The organism is Streptomyces sp. NPDC003248 (assembly GCF_055563235.1).
The window spans coordinates 20,388-34,336 of sequence record NZ_JBVHDT010000010.1 but is presented as its reverse complement, the minus strand read 5'-3'; the positions used below and the strand labels follow the sequence as shown (position 1 = coordinate 34,336).

Below are 13,949 nucleotides of genomic sequence, written 5' to 3'. Positions count from 1 at the left end.
TCCCTCGTCCCACCGTCCTGCCCGGCCCGGGCGAACGCCTGTTTGGAGTACGCGCCATGACGACCCTCGCCCCGCCGCCCGCCCCCGCCCGGGAGGACGGTGCCCCGCACCGGGCCGGACCGCCCGCCGCCCGCGGACTCGCGGCCCGTGCGCGCCGGCTGCTCACCGGCGCCCCGGACGACCCGCGGTGGGCCCGCCCCGCCCTGTGGGCGATTCTGGTGCTGGCCACGGCCCTGTACGCCTGGAACCTGTCCTCCGTCACCGGCAACTCCTTCTACAACGCCGCCGTCTACAGCGGCACCCAGAGCTGGAAGGCGTTCTTCTTCGGCGCGTTGGACGCGGGCAGCTTCATCACCGTCGACAAACCCCCCTTCGCGCTGTGGGTGATGGGCCTGTCGGCCCGCGTGTTCGGTTACGGCACCTGGCAGTTGGCGCTGCCCATGGTCGCGGCGGGCGTGGGCTCGGTGGCGCTGCTGCACCGGATGGTGAAGCGGGACTTCGGCCCGGTCGCGGCGACGGTCGCCGCCCTGGCGCTCACCCTCACGCCCATCACGGTGGCCATCACCCGGGACACCAACCCCGACCCCGTCCTGGTCTTCCTCATGCTGCTCGGCGCGGCCGCCCTGCTGAAGGCCGTGCGCACCGGGAAGGCGGCGCCGCTGGTGTGGTCGGGCGTCGCGATCGGCTTCGCGTTCAACACGAAGATGATGCAGGCCTACGTCGTGCTGCCCGCGTTCTTCCTGGTGTACCTGTGGGCGGCGCGGGCCCCGCTGGGCAGGCGGATCCGCAACCTCGCCGCCGGCACGCTCGCCCTGGCCGTCTCCAGCGCCTGGTGGATGGTGGTCGTCGATCTGATCCCGGCGTCGTCCCGCCCCTACATCGGCGGCTCCACCGACAACACGGTCTGGGACCTGGTCGTCGGCTACAACGGCCTCGGCCGGATCTTCGGGGCGAGTTCGTCGGCGGGCTCGCAGGGCAACGGCGCGAGCTTCGGCGGCGAGGCGGGCCTGTACCGGATGTTCAACGAGACGATGGGCGGCCAGATCTCCTGGCTGATCCCGTTCGCCGCGGTCGCCCTGATCGGCGGCCTGGTGCTGCGCGGGCGCGCCCCGCGCACCGACGCCCGGCGGGCGGCCCTGATGCTCTGGGGCGGCTGGTTCGTGCTGCACTACCTGACGTTCTCGCTCGCCGAGGGCACCTTCCACCCGTACTACGTGACCGCCATGGCCCCGGGCATCGCGGCGCTGGCCGGTATCGGGGCGGTGATGCTGTTCCGGGCCTTCCGCGAGGGATCGGCGGCGCGGTGGGGATGGGTGCTGCCGGCGGCGGTCGCGGCGAGCACCGTCTGGGCGGTCGTCCTGCTCCAGCGGGTCTCCGGCTCGGGGACGGCCTACACGGTCGCCGAGGTCGTGGCCGGGGTCGCGGGCGCGGCCGCGGTGATCGGGCTGCTGGTCGGACGGTTCGCCCGGCGGCGGCTGACGGTGGTCGCCGCCCTCGCGGCGGTCGTGGCCCTGCTGGCCGGTCCGGCCGCGTACGCGGTGTCCGCGGCCGCCTCCACCCCGAACGGCACCAACCCGACGGCCGGCCCCACCACCGGTGGCGGCATGGGCGGCATGGGCGGTGGGGCCGGCGGCCGGCAGCCGGGCGGCGAGGCGCCGACGGGCACGGGCAGCGGCACGGGCGACGGGCAGCAGCCGGGTCAGCCCCCGTCGGGCGGTGCCGGTCCGTCCTCCGGCACGGAGGCCGGGTCCACCGGCGAGACCGGCTCCACGGACGAGTCCGGGTCCACCGCCGGGGCCGGATCCCCCGGCGGGAGCACGGGCGGCGGCATGGGCGGCGGCAGCCAGGTGTCGTCCGCGATGATCACGTACCTGAAGGAGCACCAGGACGGCGCCACCTGGCTCGTGGCGGTCGCCACCGACCAGACCGCGGCCTCCGTCATCCTGGAGTCCGGCGAGCCCGTGATCTCCATGGGCGGCTGGTCGGGCACCGACGAGGCCATGACCCTCGCCAAGCTCAAGAGCCTGGTGAAGGCGGGCAAGCTGCACTACGTCGTGGTCGGCGACAGCGGCCAGAACTCCGCGAGCAGCGAGATCACGGCCTGGGTGAAGAAGCACGGCACCGCCGTGAGCGACTACAGCGGGCTGTACCGGCTGGACGCCTCCGACGCCAGCTGAGGACGCGCACACGGAAAAGGGGCGGTACGGCATCCCGTACCGCCCCTTTCAGCGGTGCCGCCGGGCACACACCCGGGCGGCCACGACCGCGCCCCGCCCACCTCGCCACGGCAACCAAGGGCCACCGCCGGCACCCGCGCACCCACACGGCCACCGTCAGCACCCGAGCACCCACAGGGCCACCGCCGGCGCCCCGGCACCGGTGCTCACGCGGCGGCGGTCCCCGCCCCCGCCGCCGGGAACCCCGGCGTCCGCAGGACCCGCCGCCCCGCGTCCACCGCGTAGACCTGGCAGCCCTCCTGCCCGGCCGCCCACTCGACGCCCTCCGCGCCCAGCGCGAAGGCGGCGGTCGCCACCGCGTCCGCCACCGTCAGCGTCGGCGCGACGACCGTGACGCTGAGCAGTCCGGTCGCCGGCGCGCCCGTGCGCCCGTCGAGGATGTGGTCGCCGCGCTCGTAGCGCGCGGAGGTCGCGACCGCGCCGTCCGTCAGCTCCAGTACCGTGCAGAGCCGGTCGGCGGTCTCGGGGTGGCGTACGCCGACCCGCCACGGGCCGCCCGCGACGACCACGTCGCCGCCGGCGTTGAGGCAGAACCGGCGTACTCCGGCCGCGGTCAGCAGCTCCGCCGCCCGCTGCACCGACCAGCCCTTGACGACGGCGCAGGGGTCGAAGCCCCGGCCGGGCAGCCGGGCGTCGAAGGCGCCGCCGGTCGCCGCCCGGTACCGCTCGCACAGGCCGATCACCTCGGCCAGGTCGGCGCTGATCCGGGCGGCCGGCAGCTCGCCCCGGCCGTAGCGGGACACCTCGCTGCCGGGCTTGAACGGGCTGAACCGTTCGTCGACCTCCCGCAGCCGGGCGAAGACGGCGTCCGCCGGGCCGTCGTGGTCCCCCTCGTCGTCGATGCGCAGGGAGACCGGGAAGCCCATGACGTGTTCCACGCGGTGCACGTCAGGCGCCCTTCGCGTCGATCGCGGCCTGGAGGGACTCCCGGTAGCCGTCGCTGGTGACGGTCGCGCCGGACACCGTGTCGACGTCCGCGCTCTGCGCCCGGAGCGTCTCCTCGATCAGCGTCGGCACCGCGGCCGCCGTCTGCGGGTGGTCCGGCTGCTTCAGCATCCGCACCGCGGTGATCGTGTCGCCCTCGAAGGTCACCTCGACCTGCACGTCACCCTTCTCGGTGGCGACGGTGGACCCCGCCACGACCTGGGAGGCGTCGGCCTCCGGGGCGGATGCGGACGGGGACGCCGAGGCCGACGCCGCCTGGGCGTCGATCGCGGCCTGGAGGGACTCCCGGTAGCCGTCGCTGGTGACGGTCGCGCCGGACACCGTGTCGACGTCCGCGCTCTGCGCCTGGAGCGTCTCCTCGATCAGCGTCGGCACCGCGGCCGCCGTCTGCGGGTGGTCCGGCTGCTTCAGCATCCGCACCGCGGTGATCGTGTCACCGTCGAAGGTCACCTCGACCTGCACGTCACCCTTCTCGGTGGCGACGGTCGTGCCCTTGACGACCAGCCCCGAGGAGCCGGACGCGGGGGCCGTGGAGGACGCCGCGGGTGCCGACGCCGGTGCCTCGGCCGCCGACGTGCTCGTGGACGGCTCGTAGCGCCACACCGGGACGAGGCCGGCCACGGACAGGACCAGGACAGGTAGTGCTCGCTTCACGTCGTTCTTCCTCGTCTCCGTCATCCCGCCAGGCTGAAGCGTTCGAAATGGATCTGTTGCCGGGGCACGTCCAGCGCGCGCAGGCTGCCCAGGACCGCGTCCATCATCGGCGGCGGGCCGCACAGGAAGACGTCGCGGTCGGCGATGTCCGGCACCAGCCGGGCCAGCTCGGCCGGCGCCAGCCGGTCGGGGACGGGCGGGCCGGTCACCAGGTGCAGCTCGGCGCCCTTGGCGTGGGCGAGGTCGCGCAGTTCGTCGTAGAGGACCGCGTCCCGGTCGCTGCCCACGCGGTAGACGACGACGGCGTGCCCGTGCAGCTCCTCCAGCAGGGCCCGGATGGGGGTGACGCCGACGCCGCCGGCGATCAGCAGGGCCTCCGGGCGGGTCCGGTGCATCGCGGTGAAGGCGCCGTAGGGGCCCTCGGCGAAGACCCGGGTGCCGGGCTTGAGGTGGCGCAGGCCGGCCGAGCCGTCGCCGGCGGCCTTGGCGGTCAGGCGCAGGGTGCGGCCGTCGGGCGCGGCCGACAGGGAGAACGGGTTCGCCTGCCACCAGCGGTCCCGGGTGAGGAACCGCCACAGGAAGAACTGGCCCGCGCGGGCCGGCAGCAGGTCCAGGTCACGGCCGGTGATGTAGACGGAGACCACGGTGTCGGACTCGGCCACGACCTTCTCGACGCGCAGCCGGTGGCGCCGGTTGCGCCACAGCGGCAGCCCCACCCGGCCCACCAGGACGGACCCCAGGGCGACGGCCCACAGGGCGTACCAGTAGCCGGTCGCGGCGGGCGAGGAGGTGAAGGTGGTGCCGACGGCGACCTGGTGGGTGAAGGCCAGCACCACGGCGACGTACGTGTACAGGTGGATGAAGTGCCAGGTCTCGTAGGCCAGCCGGCGCCGGGCCCAGCGGGCGGAGACGGCGCCGATCACCAGGATCAGCCCCAGCGCGACGACCGCGCGGAACACGCCCTCGACGGTCTCGGCGAGGTCGACGAGCTGGTTCACCGGATCCAGGGAGGACGACCGGGCGTAGCCGAAGGTGATGAACACCACGTGCCCGACCAGCGTCCACAGCAGGCCGAACCCGGTCCAGCGGTGCCAGTTGGTCAGCCGGTCCATGCCGATACGGCGGTCAAGCCAGGGCAGCCGGGCCACCAGCAGCAGCTGGAAGGCCATCAGCAGGGCGGCGTAGAGCCCGGTGAAGCGGCCCAGCACCACCAGGGCGTTGGAGGCGAAGCCCGCCTGTACGGCGAAGAGGGTCACGACGGCCGCGTTCGCGGCCAGCACGGCGTACAGGCCGGTGCGGGCCACGACTTTGGGACGTATCGCCGTGGGGGGTACGGGAGGCGACTGCACGGTCGTCACGGACGGGAACTCCTTGGTCTGCTCCTAGGACGATCTGGTCCTAGGACACAGAGCTTCGCCGCCCGGAGCTGTCGATCACCTGTCGTACAACTTTCAAGTGGGTATCGATCGCCCTCCGCGCCGCACCGGGGTCTGGCGCTCGGGAGCGGGTGGCGCAGTATGTGCGGGTGGAAAAAGTACGACTGCTGGTGGTGGACGACGACCCGCCGATCGCCGATCTCGTGGCGACGGTCGCCCGCTACGAGGGCTGGGAAGCGGTCACCGCGAACTCGGGCGAGGAGGCGCTGCGCCGCGCCGCCGAGTTCCGGCCGGACATCGTGGTGCTCGACCTGATGCTGCCCGACGTCGACGGCTTCGGCGTCCTGGACCGGCTGCGCCGCTCCGGGACGATGGTGCCGGTGGTCTTCCTCACCGCCCGCGACGGGGTCGCCGACCGGGTCGCGGGTCTGACCCGGGGCGGCGACGACTACCTGGTGAAGCCGTTCGCGGTGGAGGAGCTGATGGCCCGGCTGCGCACCGTGCTGCGGCGCAGCGCGGGCCCCGCCTTCCAGCGGTCGGTGCTGCGGGTCGGCGATCTGACCATGGACGAGGACACCCGTGAGGTGCGGCGCGGCGAGAGCCTGCTGACGCTCACCCCGACCGAGTACGAGGTGCTGCGCTACCTGATGCGCAAGTCGCCGACCGTGCTCACCAAGGCGCAGATCCTCGACCACGTGTGGGAGTACGGCTTCGGCGGCCGCTCCAACGTCGTCGAGCTGGTCGTCAGCCGGCTGCGCCGCAAGCTGGACGCGACGGGCGCGCCGATGATCCACACCGTGCGCGGGTTCGGGTACGTCGTCCGGCGGGCGGCGGAGTGATCGGGCGGTTCCGGCAGGCGTACCGCAGGCTCCGGCTCGGCACCCGTCTCGCCCTGGCCCTCGGCGTGCTGTCGCTGGTGGTCTTCGCGGTCGTCGGCACGGCCCTGACGACGTACATGCGCGACTACCTGTCGCAGCAGCTCAACGAGCAGCTCCGGATCGCCCAGCTCGCCCAGTCCAAGAGCATCGCGACCTACGGCACGCTGGAGGGCAAGAAGTACTACCGCTGGTACTACGCCGTGTACGACGTGTCGGACGGCACGCCCGTGCTCCGCGCGCCCGAGGACGCCGCCGACGTGCCCGCGGACGTCGAGGACCTCACCGCGGCGGCCCGCGCGCGGGCCGCCGGAGCGTCGGAGGTGCTGCGCACCGAGTACCTGGACGGCGAGGGCCTGTACCGGCTGCGCGCCTGCGAGGTCGAGCCCGGCGTGATCCTGGTGAGCGGCGCGCCCATGGACGACATCGAGGACACCGTCCAGCACCTGATCACGATCCAGGTCGTCACCTTCGCGCTCGCGCTGCTGACCCTCGTGGTGGTCGGCCGGGCCCTGCTGCGGCGCGGGCTGAAGCCGCTGAGCGACATGGCGCACACCGCGCACGGCATCGCCTCGCACGACCTCACCGAGACGGCGGCCCGGCTGCCGCTGCGCGCCGACCGGGCCGGCGGCGGACCGGAGGTGGAGGAGCTGCGCACCGCGTTCAACACCATGCTGGAGCACATCGACGACTCCCTCGCGGTCCGGGCCCGGGCCGAGCAGCGGCTGCGCCGCTTCGTCGCGGACGCCTCGCACGAACTGCGCACCCCGCTGATGTCGGTGCGCGGCTACGCGGACCTCTTCCAGTACGCGGCCGCCAACGCGCCCGAGGAGCGCGACCGGCACCTGGCGCGGCTGCGCGCGGAGGCCGCCCGCATGGGCGTCCTCCTCGACGACCTGCTGATGCTGGCCCGGCTGGACGCGGCGGAGGTCGACACACCGCTGCGGCGGGAGGACACCGACCTGGTGGAGCTGGTCGAGCAGGCGGCCGACGCCTTCCGGGCGAGCCACCCGAACCATCCGCTGACGGTGGCGCCGGGCCCGTCGGCGGTGCGGCTGTGCCTGGACCCGCAGCGCGTCCGGCAGGTCCTGGACAACCTCCTCACCAACGCGGCCGTGCACACCCCGGCCGGCACCCCGGTCTCCGTCACGGTGTCCGCCACCCGGGACGCGGCGCGGGTCGGCGTCAGCGACGAGGGCCCCGGCATCCCGGCCGGCGACCGGGAGCGGGTCTTCGACCGCTTCTACCGCGTCGACAAGGCCCGCAGCCGCGACCGCGGCGGCAGCGGCCTCGGCCTGGCGGTGGCCCGCGCCCTCGTCGAGGCCCACGGCGGCACCCTCGACCTGGACGACGCCCCGGGCCGCACGGTCTTCGCCCTGACACTGCCCCTGCGACCGCCCGGCGACGGCTGACGCCGACGGCCGTACGACAGCTGACGGCTGACAACTGACGCTTACGGCAGACGGCAGACGGCAGACGGCTGACGGCTGACGGCTGACGGCTGGCAGCGCCGCCGGACCGGATCTCGGGCGGCGCCGACCGGACGGTGCCGGGAGCGGGATGAGCGGCGGGCGCCCCGGGCAGAACTCCCACAGCCCTACGCACCGCACCGCGCCGCATCATCGCACCACCCCACACCGCACCGCAGTCGCCCCTCCGCCCTCGCACCGTCGGCTCCCGGACACCGCACCGTCACGCCGGAGGGGAATCTCCTCCCCCGCCCCTTCCCTGCCCAGGGCCCTATTCCGTCACCCCGGCGTCCGCGGAGGTGACGCGGAAGGACGACGTGCGCCGTGTCCCTGCTGCCGCTCGACGGTCCCGCCTCCCCGCTCCCCCGCGCGGACGACCGCCACCCCGAGGACTCCCCGACCGCCCCTACCACCCCCACCGCCCCCACAACCCTCACGGCCCCCGCGGCCCCCGCGGCCCCCGCGGCCCCCGCGGCCCCCGCCGACCGTGTAGCCGCTTCGCCGGTCCGCCGCGTCCTGATGCTGTTCCCGGTCCTGCTGCTGGGGATCTGGGCGGCGATCGACTGGCGTGCCGTACGCGACGGCACCGCCCGTCTCGCCACCGCCGACCCCTGGTGGCTGCTGGCCGGGCTGGTGTTCACCTGCCTCGGCTGGGTCGCCGCCGCCTGTGTCCGCCAGGGCGCGGTCCCCGACCGGCTGCCCAAGGGCCTGCTGCTGGCCTCCCAAGTCGCCGCGGGCGCCGCGAACCACCTCCTCCCGGCGAGCATCGGCGCGCACGCGGTCACCGTCCGCTTCCTGCTGCGCCAGGGTGTCCCGCTCCCCCGGGCCACCGCCTCGATCGCGCTGTACTCCCTGGTCAGAGCGGTGGCGAAGACGCCCTTACTGCTCGTGTTCGTCCTGGCCGCCCCGGCCGCGGTGCCGCCGTCCGCGCTCCTCCCGCGGGGACGGACGCTGGTCCTGGCGGTCGTGGGCCTGCTCCTCGCCCCCGCGGCGGCCGCGGCGCTCCTGGTCCTGGTCCGCGCCTGGCGCGGCCCCGCCCTGGCGTTCGTCCGCACGGCGCTCACCGACGCCCGTCACCTGCACACCCGCCCGGGCCGGTGCCTGCCCCTGTGGTGCGGGGCGATGGCGGCACCGCTGCTCCAGGCCTGCGTGGTGGCCTCGGTCGGCACGGCGCTCGGCGTCCCGCTGTCGTGGCCGCAACTGGTGTTCGCGTTCCTCGCCGCGAGCACCGCGGCGGGCGCCGTCCCGGCCCCGGGCGGCATCGGCCCGGTCGACGCGGCCCTGGTCCTCACCCTGGCCGGCTACGGCACCCCCCTCGCCCTGGCCACGGCCACGGTCGTCGGCTACCGCGCCCTGACCGTCTGGCTGCCCCTGCTGCCCGGGATGCTGGTGCTGTCGGCGCTGGTCCAGCGGAAGGCCCTGTGAGACGGGCCGACGCGCCCGCCGCCGACCCGGAACGGGCCGGCCGGGAGGAGGGCGACGGGCGGAGCCGGGGCGGGCCGGCTCCGCCCGGGGGTCGGTTCTCGGTGGGCGTCAGTCCTCGGCGGGCGTCAGCCGCAGGGAGACGCTGTTGATGCAGTAGCGCTGGTCCGTGGGGGTCGGGTAGCCCTCGCCCTCGAAGACGTGCCCGAGGTGCGAGCCGCACCGCGCGCACCGCACCTCGGTCCGCCGCATGCCGTGCGAGCGGTCCTCCAGCAGTTCCACCGCGTCGCTGTCCTTCGGGTCGAAGAACGACGGCCAGCCGCAGTGGGACTCGAACTTGGTGTCGGAGGTGAACAGTTCGGCGCCGCAGGCCCGGCAGGAGTAGACGCCCCGCGTCTTGGTGTCGGTGTACTCACCGGTGAAGGCGGGCTCGGTCCCCGCCTGGCGCAGCACGGCGTACTCCGCCGGGGTGAGCTCCGCCCGCCACTGCTCGTCGGGCTTTTCGACGTCGTACGACATGAAGGCCAACCCCTTACTCAGATCACTGTGCGAGACGGTCCAGGATGCGCGGGCCGAGGTCGGTGACGTCGCCCGCGCCCATGGTGAGAACGAGATCACCGGGTCCGGCCATTCCCGCGATCAGGGCGGGCACCTGGTCCTTGTCGTGCACCGGCGTCACGTCGGCGCCGGCCGCGCGGGCCGCGTCGACGATCAGCTCGCTGGTGATGCCCGGGATCGGGTCCTCGCGGGCCGGGTAGATGTCGAGGACGAGGGAGCCGTCCGCGAGGGCCAGCGACCGGCCCATCTCCTGGCCCAGTTCCTGGGTCCGGGAGAAGAGGTGGGGCTGGAAGACGACCAGGATGCGGGCGTCACCGGCCGCCGCGCGCATCGCCTCCAGGTCCGCGGTCATCTCGGTCGGGTGGTGCGCGTAGGAGTCGACGACCTGGACCCCCGCCCGCTCGCCCTTCAGCTGGAGGCGCCGCTTCACCCCCGTGTACGCGGCCAGCGCCGGCGCCAGGTCCCCGGCCGGCACCCCGAGGGCCACACCCGCCGCCAGCGCGGCGACCGCGTTGTGCGCGTAGTGGCGGCCCGGCACGGAGACCGTGAAGGTGAGCTCCCGCCCGCCCAGCAGCACGGTCACCCGGCTCTTCAGCCCCTGCGCCTCGACGGCCAGCACCCGCACGTCGGCGTCCTCCGCCTCGCCGTACGTGACCACCCGCACGCCCTCGCCCCCGACCCGCCGGGTCAGCTCCCGCGCGCCCTCGTGGTCGGCGTTGACCACGAGCGTGCCGCCGGGCACGACCTTCCCGACGAACGTCTCGAAGGACTCGTAGATCTCGTCCATGGACGCGTAGTTGGCGTGGTGGTCCAGCTCCACGTTGAGGACGATCGCGACCTCGGGCGCGTACGTGTGGAAGCTGCGGTCCGATTCGTCCGCCTCGGCGACGAAGATCTCGCCCGCGCCGTGCTCGGCGTTGGAACCGGGCGCGTCCAGGTCGCCGCCGATGGCGTAGGAGGGGTCCAGCCCCAGCTCGCCCAGCGACACCGCCAGCATCGATGTCGTGGTGGTCTTGCCGTGCGTGCCGGCGACGGCGATCGGCCGCAGCCCGTCCATCAGCCGGGCCAGGGCGTCGGAGCGGTGCACCACCGGGACGCCCAGCTCGGCGGCGCGGGCCAGCTCGGGGTTGTCCGCCCGGATCGCCGACGACACCACGACACAGCTGGCGTCGTCGGCCAGGTGGCCGGCGGCGTGCCCGATGTGCACGGTCACGCCCAGCGCCCGCAGCGCCTCGGCCGTCCCCGACTCCTTCGCGTCGCTCCCCGCCACCTTGGCCCCGCGCCGGGCCAGGATCTTCGCGATGCCCGACATGCCGGCACCGCCGATGCCGATGAAGTGCGGTCGGTCCATGGCGGTAGGAAGGCCGGGTGCCATGCGAGTTCTCCCAGAGTGCGGTGCATAGGACGATGAGCGTGCCCAGCCTATTGCGTGACGGGACCACCCCCGAACGACAGGCCCTGCGCCCTGCCGAACGACAGGCCCTGCGCCTTGCCGAACGACAGGCCCTGCGCCTTGCTGTGAACGACAGGCCCTACGCCTTGCTGTGGGAGAACAGCTTGAGTACCGGCACCCCCACCTTGTGCCGCGCCCGGGAGGCCCAGTCCCGGTGGAAGAACTCCTCCACGTAGTGCGGATCGGTCAGCACGATCACCTCGTCCGCCTCCACCTCGTCGACGACCGTCTTGAGCGCGTCCAGCGGATGGTCGTCGACCAGCCGCCCCTGCGCCGTGCTGCCCGCGGCGCGCAACGCGGTCAGGGACACCTCCAGGGCTCTCTGGCCGACGCTCTTGGCCTCCTCCCCCTCGGGTGTCTCCCCCTCGCGCACGGCCTCGTCGAGCTCGCCGAGCGCGATGTCGTCGATGGCCCGCAGCAGCCGGTCGGCCTGGTCGCCGCGTGGCTGGAGGAGCACGTGGAAGGAGACCTGCTCGTCCCCGTGCAAGGTGGTGACGAACTCCACGTCGGCGGACGTCAGGGCCTTCTCGATCATCAAAACGCTTGTGAACACCAGCGCCTCATTCTCCTTAGAGGACCCGCGTGGCCCTCAGTCCTCCGTGGCCGTGACCGGCCCTGCGGAAACCATCCTGCCCCGCGCTCGCACGGGTCCTGCCGTCCTAGTCTGCCCGCCCGAAGCCAACCGGAACGGCATATTCCGCCGAATTCGGGACCAGGGCAGCCGTGCCCGCCTTCCCCGGATCCGCCGGGTCACACCTGCCTTTTTCCGTCACGTGCGACACCGGCGTTCCACCCGCCCTTTCTCCTGTCCCCCCGGTTCCGGGCCATGCCGCTCCAGGGCTCCTCGCTCCAGGACCCGTCGCTTCAGGCCCCGTCGCTTCAGGCCCCGTCGCGTCAGGCCCTGCCGTACCGCCCGTAGAGGAAGCCGTCCTCCTCCAGGAGGGACAGCAGGGTGAACCGGCGCGGGACCGCGACCGACGGACCGCCCGCGATGCGCTGCGCGTCCCCGGCGGTGAGCAGCGGCGAGACCGTCAGGCACAGTTCGTCGAGCACCTCGTCTGCGACCAGCTGGCCCAGCAGCCGCGGACCTCCCTCGGTCAGCAGCCGGGTGTGCCCGAGTCCGGCGAGGACCTGGACGGCCCGCGCGGGCTCGACGCCCGCGCCGTCCCCGGCGAGCAGCACGCGGGCGCCGGCCTTCTCCGCGGCCGCGATCCGGTCGGGGGCGGCCCCGGCGCCGGTGAGGATCAGGGTGGGCACCACCGGCGCGGTGAACAGCGGCAGCGAGAAGTCGAGGTCCAGGCTCGCGGTGACGATCGCGATGGCGGGAACGGGCGCCTGACCGGCCGCCTCCCGCCGCCCGGCGAACTCGGCCCGGACCCGGGCGGGGCGGTACCCCTCCTGGCGAACCGTTTCCGCACCGACGAGCACCACGTCGGCGAGGGCCCGCAGGGTGCCGAAGATCCGCATGTCGGTGGCGTTGGAGATGGGCTGTGAGCGCCCGTCGTGCTGGGCGGCCCCGTCGAGCGTGGAGACCATGTTGGCCCGCAGCCAGGGCGCCGGCTCCCCGGGACCGGGATCCGGGTAGGCGTAGGCGTCGGCGATCTCGTCCAGGCTCCACTCCCGGGAGCCGCGGGCCTCGCGGGCCTCGCGGGCCTCCCGAGCCTCTCGGGTGTCTCGCGCCTCTCGGGCCTCGCGCTCCTCGGCGGTGGCGGGGGACCCGGCGGCCCCACCGCCCTCGTCCGGGCTCTCGGCCACTGTCTGGTCGGTCACAGGGAACAGGCGTCGCATACGAGGCAGTCTGGCACGGCGCTTAGCATGGGGAACCGTGTCGTCCTCCACCCCCGCCCCCGGCCTCGGCCCGATAGCCGACGCGGCCCCGCTGTCCCTGTGCGCGCGTGAGCCGCACGTCCCCGCGGACCGGCTGGTCGCCGAGATGGTGCCGCCGCCGCGGTTCGACTCGGTGCGCTTCAGCACGTACATCCCGGACCCGAACCAGCCCAGCCAGACCGCGGCGGTCGGGGTGCTGGAGGGCTTCGCGGCCGGACTCGGCGGGGCGCACGCCGTCGGCGGCGCCCGACGGGGCTTCCTCGGCTTGGGCCGGGCGAAGGCGCCCAAGACCCCGCCCGGCCCGCGCGGCGTCTACCTGGACGGCGGTTACGGCGTCGGCAAGACCCACCTGCTGGCCTCCCTGTGGCACGCGACCCCGGCGGAGCCCGCGCTCAAGGCGTTCGGCACGTTCGTGGAGCTGACCAACCTGGTCGGCGCCCTCGGGTTCCAGCAGACGGTGAAGACCCTCTCCGGCCACCGCCTGCTGTGCATCGACGAGTTCGAACTGGACGACCCCGGCGACACCGTCCTCGTCTCGACCCTGCTCGGCAAGCTCGTCGAGGCGGGTGTCGCGCTCGCCGCCACCTCCAACACCCTGCCGGGCAAGCTGGGCGAGGGCCGCTTCGCCGCGGCCGACTTCCTGCGCGAGATCCAGGGACTGTCCGCGCACTTCCGCGCCCTGCGCATCGACGGCGAGGACTACCGCCACCGCGGCCTGCCGGAGGCGCCGGCGCCGTACTCCGACGAACAGGTGACGAAGACGGCGTACGCCACGGCGAGCGCTTCCCTCGACGACTTCCCGCAGCTGCTGGACCACCTCGCGCGGGTGCACCCCAGCCGCTACGGCGCCCTCACCGACGGCCTGAAGGCGGTGTGCCTCACCGACGTGCGGCCGATTCCCGACCAGTCGACGGCCCTGCGGCTCGTCGTCCTCGCCGACCGGCTCTACGACCGAGAGGTGCCCGTCCTGGCCTCGGGGCTGCCCTTCGACCGGCTGTTCAGCGAGGAGATGCTGAACGGCGGCTACCGCAAGAAGTACTTCCGGGCCATCTCCCGGCTGACCGCGCTGGCCCGCGACGCCCAGCGGCTGATCGAGTCCTGATAGTCGATCATCCCGGCCGGGTCAAGGATCA

General features: G+C 74.0%; 12 protein-coding genes. 5 read left to right on the top strand and 7 right to left on the bottom strand.

The features are described 5' to 3' along the window. Nucleotides 1-56 precede the first annotated feature (56 nt). On the top strand, nt 57-2,177 hold the full coding sequence (locus ACZ3KJ_RS22895) for an ArnT family glycosyltransferase (protein WP_467529521.1): 2,121 nt from the start codon (nt 57-59) through the stop codon (nt 2,175-2,177). A gap of 206 nt (nt 2,178-2,383) precedes the next feature. Here ACZ3KJ_RS22895 and ACZ3KJ_RS22890 read toward each other — a convergent pair whose 3' ends face one another. Genes ACZ3KJ_RS22890 through ACZ3KJ_RS22880 form a run of 3 tightly spaced genes read right to left on the bottom strand, consistent with a single transcriptional unit; the run spans nt 2,384 to nt 5,194 of the window. After that, entirely contained in the window at nt 2,384-3,124 is a 741-nt protein-coding gene (locus ACZ3KJ_RS22890) for an FAD:protein FMN transferase (protein WP_467529519.1), read from the bottom strand. A gap of 1 nt (nt 3,125) precedes the next feature. Then, nucleotides 3,126-3,836, bottom strand: coding sequence for an FMN-binding protein (locus tag ACZ3KJ_RS22885; protein ID WP_467529898.1), 711 nt, complete (start codon nt 3,834-3,836; stop codon nt 3,126-3,128). Between the two features lie 20 nt (nt 3,837-3,856). Further along, nucleotides 3,857-5,194 (bottom strand): ferredoxin reductase family protein, encoded by a 1,338-nt coding sequence (locus ACZ3KJ_RS22880; protein WP_467529517.1) that lies wholly within the window; start codon nt 5,192-5,194, stop codon nt 3,857-3,859. A 167-nt stretch (nt 5,195-5,361) separates the two neighbouring features. Here ACZ3KJ_RS22880 and ACZ3KJ_RS22875 point away from each other — a divergent pair, with 167 nt between their 5' ends. The 3 genes from ACZ3KJ_RS22875 to ACZ3KJ_RS22865 all read left to right on the top strand — a co-directional run bounded on the left by ACZ3KJ_RS22875 (nt 5,362) and on the right by ACZ3KJ_RS22865 (nt 8,981). Beyond that, on the top strand, nt 5,362-6,051 hold the full coding sequence (locus ACZ3KJ_RS22875; RefSeq protein WP_389515338.1) for a response regulator transcription factor: 690 nt from the start codon (nt 5,362-5,364) through the stop codon (nt 6,049-6,051). Beyond that, complete coding sequence (locus tag ACZ3KJ_RS22870; RefSeq protein WP_467529514.1) at nt 6,048-7,499, top strand: sensor histidine kinase; 1,452 nt, start codon at nt 6,048-6,050, stop codon at nt 7,497-7,499. The genes ACZ3KJ_RS22875 and ACZ3KJ_RS22870 overlap by 4 nt, the downstream gene beginning before the upstream one ends. 381 nt (nt 7,500-7,880) lie before the next feature. Next, entirely contained in the window at nt 7,881-8,981 is a 1,101-nt protein-coding gene (locus ACZ3KJ_RS22865) for a lysylphosphatidylglycerol synthase transmembrane domain-containing protein (RefSeq protein ID WP_467529512.1), read from the top strand. A 108-nt stretch (nt 8,982-9,089) separates the two neighbouring features. On the opposite strand, the gene msrB is transcribed toward ACZ3KJ_RS22865, so the two are convergent. The 4 genes from msrB to ACZ3KJ_RS22845 form a co-directional block, all read right to left on the bottom strand. Next, complete coding sequence (msrB, locus tag ACZ3KJ_RS22860) at nt 9,090-9,497, bottom strand: peptide-methionine (R)-S-oxide reductase MsrB (protein WP_467529510.1); 408 nt, start codon at nt 9,495-9,497, stop codon at nt 9,090-9,092. A 22-nt stretch (nt 9,498-9,519) separates the two neighbouring features. Further along, a complete protein-coding gene (gene murC, locus ACZ3KJ_RS22855) occupies nt 9,520-10,911 on the bottom strand; it encodes a UDP-N-acetylmuramate--L-alanine ligase (RefSeq protein WP_467529509.1) in 1,392 nt (463 codons plus the stop codon). Between the two features lie 157 nt (nt 10,912-11,068). Then, complete coding sequence (locus tag ACZ3KJ_RS22850) at nt 11,069-11,542, bottom strand: indole-3-glycerol phosphate synthase (RefSeq protein WP_389515347.1); 474 nt, start codon at nt 11,540-11,542, stop codon at nt 11,069-11,071. A 341-nt stretch (nt 11,543-11,883) separates the two neighbouring features. Further along, on the bottom strand, nt 11,884-12,777 hold the full coding sequence (locus ACZ3KJ_RS22845; RefSeq protein WP_467529507.1) for a pyrimidine reductase family protein: 894 nt from the start codon (nt 12,775-12,777) through the stop codon (nt 11,884-11,886). A 37-nt stretch (nt 12,778-12,814) separates the two neighbouring features. Here ACZ3KJ_RS22845 and zapE point away from each other — a divergent pair, with 37 nt between their 5' ends. Beyond that, the gene (gene zapE / locus ACZ3KJ_RS22840) at nt 12,815-13,918 is read left to right on the top strand and encodes a cell division protein ZapE (protein ID WP_467529506.1); all 1,104 of its coding nucleotides are present in this window, start codon (nt 12,815-12,817) and stop codon (nt 13,916-13,918) included. Nucleotides 13,919-13,949: the final 31 nt, after the last annotated feature.